Source organism: Parasphingopyxis sp. (assembly GCF_052168275.1).
Classification (GTDB): domain Bacteria; phylum Pseudomonadota; class Alphaproteobacteria; order Sphingomonadales; family Sphingomonadaceae; genus Parasphingopyxis.
In genome coordinates this window covers 43,290-61,452 of record NZ_JBQLZM010000117.1, presented here as the reverse complement: position 1 = coordinate 61,452, position 18,163 = coordinate 43,290, and the positions used below count along the sequence as shown (strand labels likewise).

16 protein-coding genes and 1 tRNA gene are annotated in these 18,163 nt (G+C 60.7%); 4 read left to right on the top strand and 13 right to left on the bottom strand.

Features of this window, described 5'->3' with window-relative positions; genetic code table 11:
* Window positions 1-49: 49 nt before the first annotated feature.
* Window positions 50-721 (top strand): YggS family pyridoxal phosphate-dependent enzyme, encoded by a 672-nt coding sequence (locus ACTS1X_RS10755; RefSeq protein WP_442614391.1) that lies wholly within the window; start codon window positions 50-52, stop codon window positions 719-721.
* 9 nt (window positions 722-730) lie between these two features.
* On the opposite strand, the gene ribA is transcribed toward ACTS1X_RS10755, so the two are convergent.
* From ribA to ACTS1X_RS10735, 4 genes are all read right to left on the bottom strand, one after another.
* Window positions 731-1,801 carry a GTP cyclohydrolase II gene (gene ribA, locus ACTS1X_RS10750; RefSeq protein WP_442614390.1) on the bottom strand — a complete coding sequence of 357 codons (1,071 nt, stop codon included), beginning with the start codon at window positions 1,799-1,801 and terminating at the stop codon, window positions 731-733.
* Window positions 1,794-2,588, bottom strand: coding sequence for an exodeoxyribonuclease III (locus tag ACTS1X_RS10745; protein WP_442614389.1), 795 nt, complete (start codon window positions 2,586-2,588; stop codon window positions 1,794-1,796). Before ACTS1X_RS10745 ends, ribA begins: the two co-directional genes overlap by 8 nt.
* Before the next feature lie 316 nt (window positions 2,589-2,904).
* The gene (locus ACTS1X_RS10740) at window positions 2,905-3,540 is read right to left on the bottom strand and encodes a LolA family protein (protein WP_442614388.1); all 636 of its coding nucleotides are present in this window, start codon (window positions 3,538-3,540) and stop codon (window positions 2,905-2,907) included.
* 113 nt (window positions 3,541-3,653) lie between these two features.
* Window positions 3,654-5,948, bottom strand: a complete 2,295-nt coding sequence (locus tag ACTS1X_RS10735) for a DNA translocase FtsK 4TM domain-containing protein (protein ID WP_442614387.1) — start codon at window positions 5,946-5,948, stop codon at window positions 3,654-3,656.
* Between the two features lie 129 nt (window positions 5,949-6,077).
* On the opposite strand from ACTS1X_RS10735, the gene ACTS1X_RS10730 reads away from it, so the two are divergent.
* Window positions 6,078-7,304 (top strand): UbiH/UbiF/VisC/COQ6 family ubiquinone biosynthesis hydroxylase, encoded by a 1,227-nt coding sequence (locus ACTS1X_RS10730; RefSeq protein WP_442614386.1) that lies wholly within the window; start codon window positions 6,078-6,080, stop codon window positions 7,302-7,304.
* A gap of 69 nt (window positions 7,305-7,373) precedes the next feature.
* Here ACTS1X_RS10730 and ACTS1X_RS10725 read toward each other — a convergent pair whose 3' ends face one another.
* A complete protein-coding gene (locus ACTS1X_RS10725; RefSeq protein WP_442614385.1) occupies window positions 7,374-7,676 on the bottom strand; it encodes a UrcA family protein in 303 nt (100 codons plus the stop codon).
* A 125-nt stretch (window positions 7,677-7,801) separates the two neighbouring features.
* On the opposite strand from ACTS1X_RS10725, the gene ACTS1X_RS10720 reads away from it, so the two are divergent.
* The gene (locus ACTS1X_RS10720) at window positions 7,802-8,692 is read left to right on the top strand and encodes a LysR family transcriptional regulator (RefSeq protein ID WP_442614384.1); all 891 of its coding nucleotides are present in this window, start codon (window positions 7,802-7,804) and stop codon (window positions 8,690-8,692) included.
* Between the two features lie 17 nt (window positions 8,693-8,709).
* Here ACTS1X_RS10720 and ACTS1X_RS10715 read toward each other — a convergent pair whose 3' ends face one another.
* Genes ACTS1X_RS10715 through ACTS1X_RS10700 form a run of 4 tightly spaced genes read right to left on the bottom strand, consistent with a single transcriptional unit; the run spans window position 8,710 to window position 11,389 of the window.
* Window positions 8,710-9,606: an aminoglycoside phosphotransferase family protein gene (locus ACTS1X_RS10715; protein ID WP_442614383.1), complete on the bottom strand. Its 897-nt coding sequence runs from the start codon at window positions 9,604-9,606 to the stop codon at window positions 8,710-8,712.
* A 20-nt stretch (window positions 9,607-9,626) separates the two neighbouring features.
* Complete coding sequence (locus tag ACTS1X_RS10710) at window positions 9,627-9,824, bottom strand: Trm112 family protein (RefSeq protein ID WP_442614382.1); 198 nt, start codon at window positions 9,822-9,824, stop codon at window positions 9,627-9,629.
* 9 nt (window positions 9,825-9,833) lie between these two features.
* Window positions 9,834-10,472: an LON peptidase substrate-binding domain-containing protein gene (locus ACTS1X_RS10705; RefSeq protein WP_442614381.1), complete on the bottom strand. Its 639-nt coding sequence runs from the start codon at window positions 10,470-10,472 to the stop codon at window positions 9,834-9,836.
* Window positions 10,472-11,389, bottom strand: a complete 918-nt coding sequence (locus tag ACTS1X_RS10700; RefSeq protein ID WP_442614394.1) for a tetratricopeptide repeat protein — start codon at window positions 11,387-11,389, stop codon at window positions 10,472-10,474. The genes ACTS1X_RS10705 and ACTS1X_RS10700 overlap by 1 nt, the downstream gene beginning before the upstream one ends.
* Before the next feature lie 167 nt (window positions 11,390-11,556).
* On the opposite strand from ACTS1X_RS10700, the gene ACTS1X_RS10695 reads away from it, so the two are divergent.
* Window positions 11,557-11,631: transfer RNA gene (locus tag ACTS1X_RS10695), tRNA-Gly, on the top strand.
* Window positions 11,632-11,916: 285 nt separating this feature from the next.
* On the opposite strand, the gene ACTS1X_RS10690 is transcribed toward ACTS1X_RS10695, so the two are convergent.
* The 4 genes from ACTS1X_RS10690 to ACTS1X_RS10675 all read right to left on the bottom strand — a co-directional run bounded on the left by ACTS1X_RS10690 (window position 11,917) and on the right by ACTS1X_RS10675 (window position 18,108).
* Window positions 11,917-12,153 carry a helix-turn-helix domain-containing protein gene (locus tag ACTS1X_RS10690; protein ID WP_442614380.1) on the bottom strand — a complete coding sequence of 79 codons (237 nt, stop codon included), beginning with the start codon at window positions 12,151-12,153 and terminating at the stop codon, window positions 11,917-11,919.
* Between the two features lie 829 nt (window positions 12,154-12,982).
* On the bottom strand, window positions 12,983-14,413 hold the full coding sequence (locus ACTS1X_RS10685; RefSeq protein ID WP_442614379.1) for a hypothetical protein: 1,431 nt from the start codon (window positions 14,411-14,413) through the stop codon (window positions 12,983-12,985).
* A 549-nt stretch (window positions 14,414-14,962) separates the two neighbouring features.
* Window positions 14,963-16,498, bottom strand: a complete 1,536-nt coding sequence (locus ACTS1X_RS10680; RefSeq protein ID WP_442614378.1) for an ATP-binding protein — start codon at window positions 16,496-16,498, stop codon at window positions 14,963-14,965.
* The gene (locus ACTS1X_RS10675) at window positions 16,495-18,108 is read right to left on the bottom strand and encodes a radical SAM protein (RefSeq protein ID WP_442614377.1); all 1,614 of its coding nucleotides are present in this window, start codon (window positions 18,106-18,108) and stop codon (window positions 16,495-16,497) included. The genes ACTS1X_RS10680 and ACTS1X_RS10675 overlap by 4 nt, the downstream gene beginning before the upstream one ends.
* Window positions 18,109-18,163: the final 55 nt, after the last annotated feature.

The following is an 18,163-nucleotide window of genomic DNA, read 5'->3' as shown; positions in this document are numbered from 1 at the left end:
CGTCGGGAGAGGGTGGCGGCGTCGCACGCGGCTTCCTATAGCAAGCGCGATGACGACAGGCGATATCCCCCGAGACCGGCTAGACGCCGTGCAGGCCAACATCGCGCGGGCGGCCAAGCGCGCCGGGCGAGAGCCGGCCGACATCACGCTGATCGCCATCTCGAAAACCCACGGCGCGGACGCGGTCCGGCCCCTGATCGCCGCCGGGCAGAGGGTGTTCGGCGAGAACCGCGTGCAGGAAGCGCAAGACAAGTGGCCGGGGCTGAAGGAAGAGACGCCCGGCATCGAACTGCATCTCGTCGGCCAGCTCCAGTCGAACAAGGCCGAGGACGCGGTTGCGCTGTTCGACGCGATCCACGGCGTCGACCGGCCGTCGCTGATCAAGGCGCTGGCCAAGGCGTTCGAGAAGACCGGCCGGCGGCCGCGACTCTTCGTCCAGGTGAATATCGGCGAAGAAGAGCAGAAGGGCGGATGCGCCATCGCCGATCTGCCGGACCTGCTGGCCTGCGCCAGCGACGCAGGCCTCGAAATCGCGGGGCTGATGTGCATCCCGCCCCAGGGACTCGAACCCGCCCCCTATTTCGCGCTGCTCGCCAAGCTCGCCGCGGATAATGACGTGCGGTTGCTCTCGATGGGCATGTCGTCCGATTATGAAACCGCGATCATGTGCGGCGCGACCCATGTCCGCGTCGGCATGGCGCTGTTCGGGACGCGCGGATAGCCGTTTGCGCTAAAGCTGGTGGCCGGTCCGGTCGCGCTTGGTCGCCAGATATCGTTCGTTATGGACATTTTCGCCGTGCATGTGGGCGACGCGCTCGATGACCGTGATGCCAGCGGCCTCGAGCCCCGCGACCTTGTCCGGATTGTTGGTCAGCAGCCGGATTCTCTCCTGTCCCAACAGTTCGAGCATCCGCGCCGCGATCCCGAAATCGCGTTCGTCGACGGCGAAGCCGAGCCGGGTATTGGCGTCGACCGTGTCGAAGCCCTGATCCTGCAGCGCATAGGCGCGCAGCTTGTTGACGAGGCCGATGCCGCGACCTTCCTGCCGCAGATAGAGCAGAATCCCCCAGCCCTCGTCCGCCATCGCCGCCATCGCGCCGGACAGCTGCGGTCCGCAATCGCATTTGAGCGAGGCCAGCACATCGCCCGTCAGGCATTCACTGTGCAGGCGGACGAGCGGCGGCTTGCCGTTGGGCGCGCCGATCAGCAGCGCGACATGCTCGGCGGCATCGGCGCGGTGCCGGAAGGCGACGATTTCCGCCCGGTCGGTCGCCGCGACCGGCAGCCGCGCCCGCGCGGCGATCGCGAGATCGTCTGGGTCGTCATAGGCGTCGATATCGGCCGGGGAGACCGTGTGGTCGCCCTCGGCATCCGCGACGAAAAGGGCGGGCAGCAGATTGGCGAGCCGGGCGAGCTTCAGCGCGGCCGCCGAGGCTTCGGGATGCGTCACGCCAAGGGCGCGAAACGGACCCTTGAGCGGGGCGCGCAGATCGAAGGCCGGATCGGCGATGGCGATCGCGGCGGCGAGGTCGTGCCACGCTTCGCGCCGCACGCGCACCGGCGCGCCGGGCGTTGCCGCCTCAAGCTGGTTGGCGAGCTTGAGAGTCTCGGCCCGTCCCGCGCCGATCAGTATGTCGGCCGGGCTATCGCCGTCGAATTCCGCCAACCCGGCATCGTCGGCGGTCTCGATCGCGAGGATCCGGATCGCGCCGCCCGCGTCGCCGCACGCAACCGGCCAGCCGCGCCGCAGCGCATCGATCGCGCGAGCGACCTTGCGGCTGTCGGGTGCCGCTTCAGACACGGAATTCGGTCACCAGCGGGACATGATCGGACGGCTTGTGCCAGCCCCGGCTCGGCTCGTGCACGGTATGCGCCACGGCCGTATCGGCGAGGTCCGGACTCGCCCACATATGATCGAGCCGCCGTCCGCGGTCCGACGCCGCCCAGTCTTTTGCGCGGTAACTCCACCAGCTGTAATAGCGTTCGGGCGGCGGGACGAAACGGCGTCCCAGGTCGACCCAGTCATGCGCCTTTTGCAGCCGGTCCAGATGTTCGACCTCGATCGGCGTATGGCTCACGACCTTGAGCAGTTGCTTGTGGCTCCAGACATCGGATTCGAGCGGTGCGACGTTGAAGTCCCCGACCAGCAGCGTGGGCCGGTCGAGGCTCTTCGACCATTCGGTCATCCGCTCGAGGAAATCGAGCTTCTGCCCGAACTTCGGATTGATTTCGCGATCGGGAATGTCGCCGCCCGCAGGCACATAGACATTTTCGAGATGGAAGCCGCAATCGAGCCGGACGCCGACATGCCGCGCCTCGCCATTGGCCTGCCAGTCGAGCCGATCGTCCTGGTGGAGCGGCACCCGGCTGACGATCGCCACGCCGTGATGCATCTTCTGGCCGTTCAGCGCCTGATATTCGTAGCCCAACCCCTTCAGCGCCTCGGCGGGGAAGGTCTCGTCGACGGTTTTGGTCTCCTGCAGGCACAATATGTCCGGCGCCTCCTCGCTCAGGAAGCGTGCGACGATGTCGATCCGGAAGCGGACCGAATTGATGTTCCAGGTCGCAATCTTGAGGGTTGAAGCCATGGCAAGAGCCTCTAGCGGCCAATCGCCGCCAGCGCCACTGGCAAGCGCCGCAGGTGCGTGCCCCAAATAGAAGACCCCCGCTCCGGGGGCATTTGGAGCGGGGGTCGAAACCTAGTCGTTCGTCACGCTAGGCGGGAGGTGCGGCGCAGGCGGGCAACAGGGGGAATCCCGCTTGGCCTTTATGCGCCTCCACATCCCCTTTCTAGCCGCGTTTTCCTGACGCGCGGATGAATGAAGCGCCCCGCCCGTCGCCGTTTTCGGGCAACAGGACGCCGGACCGCGCGATAGGCGCGACGATCGGAAAAGCCGCGTTCAGCTAGCGGCGGCGGTTGCGCGGCCGCGGATCGCGATAGCGGAACGTGCTGTCGGCGATCGCCATGCCGAACCGCTGATTGGCGAGATTGATCGTCGTGAGGTTGTTCTGGGAGTCGAGCACCGTCCAGCCCTGCAGCATCAGCCCGCCGGGAGCCGACGGGTTGCGCAGGAAGGTGATGGTAATCGTGCCATACTCGGGATGTTCGGGATCGCGCGCCCGGACGCGGACTTCGCTGCTGCGACCCGAATCTACCACCTGCGCGAACCGCGACAGGTCGCGGTCGGGGTTGAGCAGCACGGAGAGCGGCGAATCGCCGATCGGCCAGCGCTGCACCTGGCGGACGTCATAGTCGACGAAGGTGAGCGCGCGGCCGTCCGACACGACGAGCATATTGACACCCCGCTCGTAGGAAAAGCGGATCTTGCCGGGCCGCTTGAGGAACATCTCGCCGCGCACCGACTGGCCGGCGCGATTGGTCTCGACGAAATCGGCCCGCATCGTGTTCACGGCCTGAAGGTGACGCTGGACCTGGGCGAGCACATCCTGCTGCGCTTCGGCGGGCGTCGGGGCGACCAGGGCGCTCGTGGTCAGCGCGAGCGGCGCGGCGGCCAGGGCAAGGGCGGTAAGGCGGTGCATATGTCTATCCGTGTATCCATGCATTGGGGTGGTCGGGGTGGGTAATCGGCTTTCCGCGTTGAATGCAGACTGAACCCCAAAGTTCCCGGGCGTTCAGCATTACAGGCCGGCCGCTAAACCGGATTGCCCTCCAGATCGATCAGCACTTCGCGGCGGCCGACATGGTTGGCGGGGCTGACCTTGCCTTCCGCCTCCATCCGCTCGATCAGCCGCGCGGCGTTGTTGTAGCCGACGCGCAGCTGGCGCTGGATATAGCTGGTCGAGGCTTTCTGGCTTTCCGCGACGATCTGGCAGGCCTTGCGGTAGAGCTGGTCCTCGGCGGAATCCTCGCCGGTCGGCTGGCCGTCGAACGTATAGCCGCCGTCCTCGGGTTCCTCGGTGACGGCCTGGATATATTCGGGCTGGCCCTGTTCGCGCCAGTGATCGGCGACGCGGCGGACCTCCTCGTCGGAGACGAACGGGCAATGGACGCGGGCGATCTGCTTACCACCCGGCATGTAGAGCATGTCGCCCTTGCCGAGCAGCTGTTCGGCCCCCTGTTCGCCGAGGATCGTGCGCGAATCGATCTTCGAGGTGACCGAATAGCTGATCCGCGTCGGCAGGTTCGCCTTGATGACGCCGGTGATGACGTCGACCGAGGGGCGCTGCGTCGCCATGATCAGATGGATGCCTGCGGCGCGCGCCTTCTGCGCCAGCCGCTGGATCAGGAACTCCACTTCCTTGCCCGCCGTCATCATCAGGTCGGCGAGCTCGTCGACCACGACGACGATCTGGGGAAGGGGCTCGTATTCGAGCTCCTCTTCCTCGTAGACGGGCTGGCCGGTATCCGCGTCATAGCCGGTCTGGACCCGGCGGCCGAGCGGCTTGCCCTTGGCCTTGGCGGCGCGCACCTTGTCGTTGAACCCCTGCAGCGACCGCACCGAGAGCGAGGCGAGCATCCGGTACCGCTCTTCCATCTGCTCGACCGCCCATTTGAGCGCGCGGACCGCCTTGGCGGGCTCGGTCACCACCGGCGAGAGCAGGTGCGGAATATCGTCGTAGATGCTGAGCTCGAGCATCTTCGGATCGATCATGATCAGCTTGCATTCCTCGGGCGTCAGCCGGTAGAGCAGCGACAGGATCATGCAGTTGAGCCCCACCGACTTGCCCGACCCCGTCGTGCCCGCGACGAGCAAATGCGGCATCGGCGCGAGGTCCGCGATGACGGGGTCGCCGGCGATATTCTTGCCAAGGATGATCGGCAATTTGGCCGTATTATCCTCGAACGCCGCGCTCGCGATCATTTCGGAGAGCACGACCATTTCGCGGTGCTGGTTGGGCAGTTCGATGCCGATCACGCTGCGCCCGGGGATTACGGCAACGCGCGCCGAGATGGCCGACATGTTGCGGGCGATATCGTCGGCGAGCTGGATGACGCGGCTCGCCTTGATTCCGCTCGCCGGCTCGAGTTCGTACATCGTCACAACGGGGCCCGGACGCACTTCGACGATCTCGCCCTTCACATGGAAATCGTCGAGTACCGATTCGAGCAGCCGCGCATTGCGTTCGAGCGCCGCCTTGTCGAGCGCCTGGCCCCGTTCGTCGGGCGGCGGGTTCAGCAGCTCGAGCGTCGGCAGGTCGTAATTGAGGTTGAGCGAGCGCTGGCGCGGCTTCTTGCCCGCCGGCGCGCGGCCCGCCTTCGGGTCGGTGATCACCGGCGCGCGCGCTTCGGGTTCGGGCGGAGCGACCTTCTTGCGCGGCTGGGGCGCTTTCTTCGCCGTGTCGCGCGCATCGGTAATCTTGACCGGCTTCGGCCGGTCGGCGCGGCGGAACAGGAAGGCGCGCTCCTCCTCGTCGAACGCGAGACCGCGATACCAGAGATAGAGCCCGCCGCCGCCGAGCAGCGCGGCGAGCGCCCAGCCCAGATAGCGGGCGAGATCGGAATTGCCGATCAGGCCCAGCAGCCCGGCGAAGAGCGCCCCGCCACCATAGCCGAGCACGCCGCCCCAGCCCAACGGAAGTCCGCGTATGCTGGCGCCTGCCAACAGGGTGAGCGCCGAACCGACCAGCATGACGGCGACCGCGATCAACAGGGCCGAGCGCGGCCAGCGCCCGAGCGGTGCATCGCGCCAGAGCCGGAGCGCGACGAGCGCGACGAGCGGCAGCAGCAGCCCGACGAGCGGGCCGAACAGGATCAGCAGCGCTTCGGACACATAGGCGCCGACTCCGCCCAGAAGGTTTTGCGCGGGGCCTTCGGCGGCCGTGTTGAGCGCCGGGTCGCTGGGCCGATAGCTGACCAGCGCCAAAGCGACGAGCGTGGTGAGGATCAGCAGGCCGAGCGAGACGAGCAAGGCGGTCGAGCGCGATGCGGCGCGCCGCATCGCTTCGCGCCAGGCCGGCATTTGCGCTGCCAATCCACCCTGTGCCATCTCGCGCCTCCCGCCTTTTGTGCGCAATTTGTTCCTCGGTTGACCCTAATGCGCCTGCGCCGGACTCGCCGTCAAGCATAAGCGGCTATGCGGCCCGCTTTCGCTGCGTTAAAGCGAGTCCCTATGGCGATGAACGGCGTAAATCGGACGGATGTCATCATTTTGGGCGGCGGTCTGGTCGGCCAGACCCTGGCGCTGGCGCTGGACGCGCACGGGCTGTCGAGCGCGGTGATCGACCGGATGCCGACCGAAGCGCTGCTCGACAGCAGTTACGACGGGCGGGTCTCGGCGGTCGCGAGCGCGAGCTGGAACATGCTCGACGCGATCGGCCTCGGCGCGGCGCTCGACGGCAAGGGCTGCGCGATCGGTTCGATCCGGGCGAGCGACGGTCTTGCGCCCGGCCGCCTCGATTTCGGGCCCGGCGAGGGCGAGGGACCCCTCGGCATCATGTTCGAAAACCGGTTGCTGCGCGCTACCCTATTCGAAGCGTCGCAAAAGGCCGCGCATATCGCGCTCCATATGGCGAAAAGCGCCGTCGACGTGCGGCGCGAGCCGGGCGGCGTCACGGTGACGCTCGACGACGGGACGGTGCTGAAGGGATCGCTGCTGATCGGCGCCGAGGGCCGGAGTTCGCCGACGCGCGAGGCGGCCGGCATCCGCGTCGCGCGCTGGAGCTACCGACACCACGCCATCGTCGCGACGATCAACCATGAAAAGCCGCATGGCGCGATCGCCTACGAGATTTTCTATCCGGCGGGCCCGTTTGCGCTGCTGCCGATGCTCGACGATGCGAACGGCCATCGCTCGGCGCTGGTCTGGACCGTGGACGAGAAGGACGGCCCGGCGATGCTGGGCCTGTCCGAGCGCGCCTTTCTGGCCGAAGCGCAGAAGCGGATGGGCAGTTTCCTGGGAGAACTGGCGCTGGCCGGCCCGCGCGGTGCCTATCCGCTCGGCTTTCACCACGCCGCGACGATCACCGGCGAGCGGCTGGCGCTGGTCGGCGACAGCGCGCACGGTATTCATCCGATCGCCGGCCAAGGTCTCAATCTGGGTTTCCGCGATGTCGCGGCACTTGCCGAAGTGCTGGTCGAGGGCGTCCGGCTCGGCATGGATCCGGGCGACGCGCAGCTGCTCAAACGTTATGAAAATTGGCGTAGTCTCGACACGCTGATGGTCGCGATGGCGACCGACGGACTGACGCGGCTGTTCGGCGTACCCGGCAAGGCGGCGTCCAGGATTCGCCGCTTCGGCATGACCGCCGTCGACCGCATCCCGCCGCTCAAGCGCCGCTTCGTCGACGAGGCGCGGGGCAGCAGCGGGAAACTGCCGCTGTTGCTGCGCGGCGTGACCGTCTGATCGCAAAAAACCGCCGCCCCGTTTCCGGAGCGGCGGCAATGGGCGGGACTGGAGAGTGTCCCGGAGGGGCTATTCGGCCGACGCGAACAGGCCGGACACCGGGATCGCGATGCTTTCCAGCGTCTGCTCCCGGCATTCGCGGGCGGCGTTCTGGCTGCGCGGATCGAAACCGAAGCCGGTGCCGCAGACTTCGCGGACGGCGGCCCGGAGGCGGCGCTGCAGCACGTTGCGGTCGGCCGCATTTGCGAGATTGAGATCGGCATGGCTGACCGTGACCGACGGGGCGGTTGCGGCCTGGGCGATGCCCGGCTGCGCGGCGGCGGCGCCGAAGAAGAGGACGGTGGGGATCAGGAGGGCGGTAAAGGTTTTCATGGTCTTGGTCCTTTCGGGGAGGGGATGGGGGAGTTCGCTCCGACACCAAGGCGACTAACATAAGTTTCAATTTGAAACGATAAACGATGTTGCGCGGGCGTTCTGCAAAAGTGCAGAATAGGCGAATGTTCGACTGGAACGATCTGCGCTTCTTCCTCGCGGTCGCCGAGACCGGCAGCACGCTCGGCGCCGGTAAGATTCTGAAAGTCAGCCAGACGACTGCCGCGCGGCGCATTACGGCGCTCGAACGGGATCTCGGCCTCTCCCTGTTCGAGCGCAGCCCGGCCGGATATGCGCTGACGCCGGTCGGCGAGGCGCTGCTCGAGCGGGCGCGGGCGGTCGACGTCGCCGCTGCGGACTTTGCCGAAAGGGCGGCGTCGCAGGCGCGCGACATCAGCGGTACGGTAAAGCTTACGACGCTGGATCTTTATGCCGAGACGGTCCTGCCGCCGATACTGAACCGCCTGCGCGCCGATTATCCGGCGATCCGCATCGAGATCGACACGTCGCAGGAACGGCGCGATCTTGCGGCGGGCGTAGCCGATATCGCCATCCGCAACAGCAAGGAACCGAAAGGCGCCGGGCTTATCGGCCGGCGGATCGCCGACGATCCTTGGTGCGTTTATTGCAGCCGGGCCTATGCCGAGGCGAACGGCGTGCCGCTGGACGCGGGCGAGTTGGCGAACCATGTGTTCATCGGCGGCGGCGGCGAGAATTTCTGGCCCATCTACCGCGACTGGCTGCGCGAAAACGATCTCGAGGATGCGGTTGCGATGCACCATGCGACGGCGACCGGGATATTGTCAGCCGTTCGCGCGGGCGGCGGGCTTGCCGTCATGCCGAGCTTCTTCGCCGATCGCGATCCCGACCTGATCCGCTGCCTGCCGCCGCGCCGGGGCGATGGTTCGGGCCTCTGGCTGTTGACCCATGAGCGCCTGCGCGACGTTCCCCGGATACGCGCGGTGCTCGATTTTCTGGCGAAGGAATTGAAGCGTCTGGCCCTGCAGGCGGCGTGATCGCAGTCCCAGGCGGGCTAACCGCCAGTCAGATCGCGACTCTCCAGGATCCTACGAAGCGTTGTGCCCGACGTGTCGCGTTCGGATGGGTTCGTGCCGGGAAGGCCGGCCAATACGATCGCCGCCTTCCAGAGTGCCCAGGCGCTGCCGCGGCGCCATGTATCGTCATCGATATCGAGCTCCGTGCGAAAAACGCGGCGCTGCTCGGCGTTGAAGAACGTCCAAGCGATCGCCAGGTCGCACGACGGATCGCCGACGCCGCAGCATCCGAAATCGATGACGGCCGACAAAGCGCCGTCTGTAACGAGCAGGTTCGTCGGTGCGAGATCGCCATGCAGCCAGCGCGGCGTATCGTCCCATCGCGACCCAAGCGCGGCGCTCCAGATCGCCATGGCGTCCTCCGCATCGCGTTCGTCGGCGAGCTCCGCAATCGCACTGCGCGCTTCGGCGTCGTACATCATCAGCGGCCCGCCGCGATGAAAATTATGCGCGCCCGGACGCGGCCCGTTACCGCTGTCGATCCGGTGCAAGGCACGGATGAATTGCGCGAGCGAACGGGCGAATTTCCGGGAATCGGTTATCTCGGCTTGCTGCGCGGTTTCGCCATCGAGCCAGCCATAGACCGACCAATGCCAGGGAAAGCGGTGGCCCGGCTGCCCCATCGCTAACGGCTCCGGTATCGGGAGCGGCAGCTTGGGCGCCAGTTTCGGCAGCCAATGCTGCTCCTTCTCGACCTGCAGTGCATAGTGCGCCGCGCTCGGCAAACGGACGATCTTGTCGTCGCCCAGCCGAAAGTTCCGATTGTCCCATCCACTGGGCTCTATGGGGCGTATCGTGAGTTCGGCCCATTGCGGAAACTGATCTTGGACCAGAAGGCGGACGAGCGCGGCATCGATATCCGGGTCCCTGGACATGCTGGTGCCTGCAGAGCCGCTCAATCCGTACCGCGCTCGCCATCGATGCGCCGTGCCTCCTCGACGATCATCACCGGAACGCCCTCGCGGATCGGATAGGCGAGGCCGGCCGCCTCCGATATCAGTTCGCCGGCGTCCGCATCATAGCGCAGCGGCGTACGCGTCGCCGGGCAGACGAGGATCTCGAGCAGTTTCGGATCGAGCCGGTTCTCGCCCACCGGCCGCGCCTATTGCAGCGTCGCGCGATCGTCCCCGCCGGCCTGCTGGTGCATGCGGAAGAACTGCATGAACTGGATCAGCAGTTCGGAACGGTCGTCGATCGTCGCCGCCTCGAGCAACGCTTGTTTTGCCACGGTGTCGAAGGGGGCGACCTGCGCGATCATGTTGACCAGCGTCTCGTCGTCCAGCGTGTCGACCGCCTCCCAGTCCACTGCATAGCCGAGCGCGACGGCGAATTTCTTCGATTCGTCGATCAGCCCGCCGCGCATCGCGATCGACAGCGGTTCGACGACGGCATCGTCGCCGAATTCCTCGGTCATCGCCTCGATCTGCCGGAACGACGTCGTCACATCGAGTTCGCGCACCATGCGGAACCGGGTCAGGCCTTCGAGGATCAGGTTGAAGCGGCCGTCGTCCATCGCCTCGACCTCGGCCACCTTGCCGACACAGCCGATATCGAACAGTGCCGGCGCGCTCCCGTTTTCCTCCCGCGGCTGGATCATCGCGATCCGCCGGTCGCGCGCCATCGCGTCCTTGACCAGCGCCCGGTAGCGCGGTTCGAAGATATGCAGCGGCAGTTGCGCGCGCGGCAGCAGGATCGCGCCGGCGAGCGGAAAGATGGACAGACGGATCGGGCTTTCGGCCATCAGCCGAACAGGATTGCCGACAGGCGCCGGCGCTGCGCGGCCACCCATTCGTCCTCTAGTCCGACCACTTCGAACAGCTGGAGCAGCTTTTGCCGCGCCGCGCCTTCGTTCCAGTCCTTGTCGGCTTCGATGATATGGAAGAGATGATCGGCCGCCACGTCGCGCTCGTCATTGGCCATCAGGGCTGTGGCGAGCCGCATGCGCGCGTCGTGATCGTTCGGATCGGCATCCACCTTGGCCTGGAGCGGGGCGGTGTCTTCTGTCTCGGTCGCGTCGCCGGCGAGATCGACCGCCGATTGCGCGCGGGCGATCGCCGGGTCCTTGGCCACGTCCTCGGGAATCTGGGCCAGCATCTCCTTCGCTTCGTCGGTCTTGCCCATCGCGACCAGCGCGCGAACGAAACCGGAGATGACCTTCGGCTCGGCCGGCGCCATCTCCATGATCTGGCCGAAGATGGAGAGCGCGCGCTCGCCATCGCCTTCGGACAGCACCTGTTCGCCCATCTCGATCAGCGGTTCGATTTCGGCCTGTTGCTGCTTCTCGTCGCTCTCGATCGGCAGCTGCGCCAGAATCTGGTCGAGCATCTGCTTCAGCGAGCCCTCGGTGCGCGCCTGGCCGAGATCGGCGACGGGCTTGCCCTGGAACATCGCATAGACGGTCGGGATCGACTGGATCTGGAACTGCGACGCGATGAACTTGTCATCGTCGACATTGACCTTTTTGAGGACAACGCCCTTGTCCGCGTAATCGGCGGCGACCTTTTCGAGGATCGGCGTCAGCTGCTTGCAGGGTCCGCACCATTCCGCCCAGAAATCGAGGATGACGAGCTTGCTCATCGACGGCTCGACGACATCGGTCCGGAATTTTTCGACTTCGGCCTTCTGATCTTCGGTCAGTCCCAGTTGCGTGGCCACGATCTTTCGACTCCTGCAGGAAAGGTTCGGCCATATATGGGGGACGTGGACGGAGAACCCAAGGGGGAGGATTTCTTGCCCTTTCCTCTTGCCCCGTTCGGCGCCTCATGCTAGCTGCGCCGCCTCTTCACCGGATGGCAAGGCTTTGCCACTATCGGGAAGAGCGCCGAGCGGGCGTAGCTCAGGGGTAGAGCACAACCTTGCCAAGGTTGGGGTCGGGCGTTCGAATCGCCTCGCCCGCTCCATTTTTCTCAATGACTTAGCTGTAACGGCGAGTGCGGGCGCAATGATCGCCCCACTATATCCCCACTGATTGCTGTCCTAAAAGACCATTATAGTGCGGCGGCTCGCGTCATTACGTTTCAACCGCAGTGCCCCCCGACGCCCGTGGTGCATTGGCAATCGCCTTTCTGTTTCAGAAATCGAAGGGGGTGGGGGTAGGGGGTATACCGTGGAACGCCTTCGGAGCTGAGACGGTAATGACCGGCCTCTCATCCGAGAGAAAAATTTCAAAAAATTGGCCGTTTTGATTAGCCTTGCTCGATAGGCGGCAGGCCGTTGGTCAACGCCGCAACGTCGCACTGTAGCGCAGCACATAGCCTGCAAAGCGTGGTGAAGGTAACGTTGCGCTCCCCACGCTCGACAGCGCCGAAGTAGGAGCGATCAACATTGGCGAGTAAGGCCAGTTGTTCTTGCGTCCGCCCAATGGCTTTGCGTTGCGCCCGAATGCGCTGTCCCAATTCAGCCAATAACTCCCTCTCGTTCATCGGAGAGGTTAGGCCAAGTTTGATTACTATCAGTCCACGGGCTATTATATCTCATTTGATGATTGGTCGTTCGCAAACAGGATCGAAGGTGAGGGCTGGTGATGACTCAATTGAAGAGAAATGCGCTAGCCTGTGCCATTCTCGCTTCGTCTCTCAACCCCGCCGCATCGGCATCAACCGCAACTGCTTTCGATTTGGATTGCACGGTTCGAGGCACCTATTTCGACGGCGAGAGGCAGGAGCAATTTGAAGATGATCTGGTGCTTCGGTATAGAATTGACTTAGAGGAAGGTCGATTTTGTTCTGGTCCTTGCAATGAGACAAAGCCAATCGGAAGGGTGACGCCCACAACCATTCTTTTGATAAACGACCAAGACGAGAATGGTGAAAACCAAGAATGGCTAGACATCAACAGAGAGAGTGGCGCGTTCCGCTGGTTTTTGGGCCCAAGTTTACGGGACTCAATTCGCATGGTGGGCACATGCGCCAGCGGACAGTTCTCGGGGTTTCCCAACATTCGCTTTTGAGTCTGCCGCTCTTTACTGACGCATTCGGGCGACACCGGGAATATCCCTCTCTGCGTGATGAGCCAGGACGGATGTTGCCGCTGCCAATAAACTGCGAACCAATGAGTCTCTGAGAGCGCCGTCAGCGACGATTTAGAGCTTCCGCCCACCAGGCATCATCAAACATAAAGATTGCGCTCTACGACTCTCTGAGAGCTTATCAGCGCCGTGGATAACGGTGATGGAGTTAAATACTAAGACAATAATCAAACAATACTAATTTTACGCCTTCCCTTATATGAAGAGAATTTGAATAGGGCTAATTAGATATTTGAGATAATTGGTCTAAATCCATATTTGTGGAGATAATTGTTATTCATTACCTCCTCCAACAACAACCTCTCTCCTTCTGAAACCATTATTGAGTCATGGATAGGAAGGGCTGGAATGCCTTGGTCTTTGAGTGACGTGATAATTTCCAAAACCAAATCGGATTCTGATTTTTGCAATCGTAGGCCAGCGCCAGTGCGAAAGGAGTCAGCGATAGGCTCATGCTTATCCAATATCATCGCCATAATCTCATCTCGCTTGAAATGAGGCCTGAACGTGAAGCCTTCGATCCTAATTTGCTCAGGATGCTTATTTGGGTCATCCTCATTTATCATCGCCTGCATCATGTCTTTGATGGCATCACGGAAATAGGCATACGGCAGACCTTCCGCGCTAGCTGTCTTGGCTACAGGTTCCAAAAAGTATGGGTCATCACGATAGTCGATACCCCTTTCGTGATAGAGCATTCGGATCGCACAGCCCGAATAGTCGAGTTCGATTGTTGGTTGTCCGTTAACTGTGATCTTCCTCCGCAGCGTTTTCGGCATACTGATCCACCAGCCGCCATATAGGCGACCGCCTTGCTCGAAAGAGCTATTGTTGAAGACGCGGCACAGGTCCGTCCGAAACAGCTCCGGTCGAATATAGGGAAGCCCGCTCTTGCTGCCCTCGCGCTTTCGTTTCTCCAGCTGTCGATTGAGATGGGCGACGCAAGATCGCTTCTCATCTTCGGTTAGCTCGATGGCGACGTCTTGCAGAGCGATAAAGCCGTTGTAGGCTTCCAATAGCGCCGTCCAGTGCTCGGTATCAGGTGTCGGGATGAAATGCTCCAGCGCACGTTCCGGCTTGGGGCCGTAGAGGCGAATGAGGCGCTCTGGCGGCACGTTGATAACAAGGCTGCTCCCGGATACGCCGCACTCATCGGCAATGGTCATGAGGCGCTCTGTCACCTGATATGTCGAGCTAGTGCCGCGAAACCCGCGATTACTTGAAACCAACTCGGCTTGCCGAAGTAGCTTCACTGCCTTGGCTATCGCTTCACCTGACAGCCACTGAGGCTTGTCTCTATAGGCATCGGCTTTCCGAAAGTAGGCAACCAGCGCCGGTTCTCTATGGAGGTGACAGCGAACACCGTTAGCTAGGAGCTTCCTGACCAGCGTGTAGCGGTTGCGTAAACCCCTTAGCGGCAGTTTTCGCTTACGTTTTTCAACCTCGTTCATCAGGGACAAAACCCGACTAGCGATCTCATCGCCGTGCGGCTCTCGAAGGTCGATCGCCTCGTCGAACCATGTCCCCACTTTCGGCGGCGCATCGTTCTTTGCATGTTTGTTGTCAGGCCAGTTTAGGGAGTCGGCTAGCCATTGTTCGGGCAACGGTGAGCGGACCGCAGGTAGCCCCTGCGACCAATCATGGTCAAAATACATTAGTCTCTCCGCCTAAGCCGCTAGCGTTTCGACAAAGGCGTCGATTTCACTTTTCAGGTAGCGAGGGCAGGTGCCGATATAGCGGGCATCTACATCTAGGATATGTGGTTGGCCGGTTCGCCTTTTGTGTCGTTGACCCCTTACCCAGCTTGGCGACAGCGCGAGCCTTCGGGCGACATCCTTATCCGTATAAAATGCTGGCTCAATTAGCATGAGCTTCTCCTTATCTAGTTTTCAGGGGGGGCTCTTACTGGCGCGGGAAAGCGATTCCATGACGATAGAGCCTGATAGACTTTTATCTTTCCTATCTACCTATAAGTATAACACGAAAACGGCGTATTGTCAAGAAAAATCCTTATATCACAGGCCGTTATAGCCTATTGACTCTCGGAATAACCCTGACATTTCAGAATGTTAATATAAAATGGGATAAATATGAACAAAGGGCGATTTGGTAGGTCTTTCCAGCGGTAGTCCGCCCTATTTTGCCCTATATCCATCGCCATCAGAATTATCTCCGACAGGCTTACGGAGGATCGGTAACCGGCCTTACTGCGCGAGTTTATGTAGAATCTTGTCGATAAGTGATTTGGCGTGAGATCGATTTTGTGAGCACTCGTAGATGAGGCCGAACACATCTTCGTAAATCTCGCGGCGCTTACCCGGCAGTCTATCGAGCGGCGATGACGCTTTTCCGATATCTGCCGTTATGTCGTTAAGCTTCCGCCGAATTTTTTCGATTTTTGCCTCTTCAGAACGCCGAAACTCGCCTTCTGGATCGCAACCTTTCAACTCTCGTTCGATGCGCTCCAAAGCCATATCAATCGATAGGGCGACCCCCTCAAGTCGGTTACTCGACATGCTATGCTGTGAAATAATATCGAAACTCTCGCTAATGTGCGAATGTTCCAGCTCTATCTTTCGCTTACGATTACGTTCCGCCGAGCTACTCCGACAGCGAGCTGCAATCTTACGCCCTAGTGGCGAAAGCTGGTTCTTGAGATTTGTGAGATGGACGTTGCGCTCAAAATCATCTCGTCTACCGTTTGGCTTAATCCGGTCATCAACTATATGGACTTCACCAATAGCCCAGCCGTTGAACCGGCTTTCTGGAAAAATGTCGGAAAAAATTGCTTCATCCCCGACCTGCATTCCACCAACCTTTGCCCTTAACCCGCGCAGTCGGAGGCTGCGATGTATAGAGCCTAGATAGGAGTGGTGGGCGATCCAGCCGACAGCCGCTAGACCTTCGTCATGTGCAGGCAAACTGAAAAGCTCTACCTCCCCCAGGTTGATTGAATGGCCTCCGCTCAGTTCGATGTTGTCTGCGTATGGCCTTCGAACCACTTGGTGATCCACCTCAACATCAAGCGGGCGGTAATCAAAGTGGCGCGAAAGAAATTCTTCGACATCCTTTTTGGCCGAAAGCCCGTCAGAAAATGAGACTGGCGCCACTTCAGATAAATACGCTTGCACGGCGACCGGCGACATAAGATCGTCATTTCCGATTCGAGCGACGCCCGCTAACCGAACTTCGAAAAAATGGTCCTCTGCTCCGCAATCAGCGATATTCTCAAGCGAAGCAATGTCAGCAATAAGCTCCGCCAAGTCCCGGCGGTCATCAGCATCGAGCAAAGCTTGCCGCAACTTTAAGCAATCCCAATGCATCGCCATCGCCGAAGCTTCACCGGCGGCTGACGACACGAAAGTCAGCTTTTTTGCAAACGCCAGTCCAGCAAGCCGTCCGACTCCTCTGAATCCGCGCAGCCCTTCACCTCGCTTCGCGCTAGCCCCAATCGAGGTAAGCCTTGCACCAAAATCCTTGGAAAGAACTCCTGCCCCATTGTCCCGTATCACTACTTCCCTGTTTTCGGGGTAGAAAGTGATCTCAACTTTTCCAGATTCACGGGTTTTCAAAATTCCATATTCGCGCGCCTCGGCAACAGCATCAGCGGCGTTCTGGATGTATTCCCGGTATATCGTAAGCGGCTCGACGTACATTGCTGACGTTAGCAGCTCTATGACATCCTTCCCGACAACTGGGCGAAGTTTGTCAGCCGAGGCCATCTTTTGAGCAACATTCATGCCGCTTCTCGCGTTCCCAAAGCCATTGATGTTGGCTGTTCTTCGTCTTCCCATTCATCAAGCGAAGCGTCTTCAACGCGCTCATCTTCTGGGACCAACTCACTCTCTGAACGCGTTGCTCCCGCAGCAACTTTTTCCGCCATTTCCGTCTTTGGTCGATGCAGATAGAATCGGAGAATAGACCGAATTTGATCGTCCTCCGCATCACCGATGAGCTCTGGATACTCTCTTGGGTGTTTCGTTGAAAGGAGCTGAATCAACTCGCATCTTCGGTCATCGCTCAGTTTCAAAAATTCCTTCTTGAACTGCTCAAATTCAGCTTGGCCTCCAAGTTTTTCAAACCAGTCGCGATAAAAAATCATATCGTGAGGCAACATGAGAATTTCTTGAAACTCGCCAAAATCGTTTCCGAATGCTCGTTTAAAAAATTCCGGCTCGCCGCTGACAACGCCATGTGTTGCTTGCAAAATTATCTGCATTGATCGCAACTCATATTTGGTCCACCGCTCGCCGATATGGCCGCGGTCGGGCCTATCGGTTGGCTGATATCGCATCGGGAATGACCAAATCCGGACGTCCAACTCCTCATTCAAAGAGACATTGAGCCGCATTCTTTCGAATAGGTCTTCTGGGCTGTCATGGAAGTTGTAGAGCATGTAATTGGATAGTTCGTGGAGCCCACTATCGTGGGCGATTCTTACCGCCTGTTCGTAGGGCTTTTTCAGACCCAGATGGTCAAAAGCAATCCGAAGGGGCTTGAGGCAAATTGTGGCGAGTTCACGAAGATACATCGGGTCCTTGGACAGGATGCGCGCATCGACGCCTTGGTTAAAATCTACCCGTCGCTTGACCGGTCTTGAACCATTTTCGGGTCTGATCAACTTTGCTCCCGGCGTGAAACCTAGGTCCCGAATCTCAGCAATGATTTCTTTGAAACGAGGACTCGCGACAACGTTGTTGTCCATAAGAATCAGGTCCTTCTTGGGACCGTAAAACTCATCAATTCCCTTCACATAATCTGTCAGAGAATCTGCGTCCCTCTGCATACCTTCCAGCTTAGGAACGCCGCAAAATTTGCATTTTCGGATGCAGCCGCGCGACGTGTAAGCGAAATAGGCATCCCGGACCGGATACTCGTAGTCAATTTGCTCAAGGATGCTGTAATCTGGGATTAGGCGCTCGATAGGAGTTCCGCCATAATCGTCAGAATAAAGTTCACCGGCCAATTCATCCAGTTGCAGCGCCTCGGCAGGCGGCCCATCTAGGAGCCCCTTAATAAATCTGACGCCTTGCCACCTAGGCTCAGAAAGAAATCGCTCATGCATAAGGGAGGCGGCGATACCGCCCACAAAGACTTTGTCCGCATGGCCGTTCGCAGCTGCTAGAGCGAAATCAATCGATTGTGCGATCCGGCTGTATTCAAATGAAAACAGTGATGTGACGTAGACCCGATCCCAAGCCCTCTCAAAAGCGAGATCGTTCTGCCCTTTTATGAAAACAACATTATCCCGCTTTCCCTCTGGGCCGTGATATCGCGCAATTTTCATCAGGCCGAGGGGAGGATATTTGTTTTTGTACGCAGGCTCTATGAGCAGGATATTTTTATCCATAATTCAGGACTCTCGACATTCGGCAACCTCCGGCTCGCATTCAGTGCATAGCAAC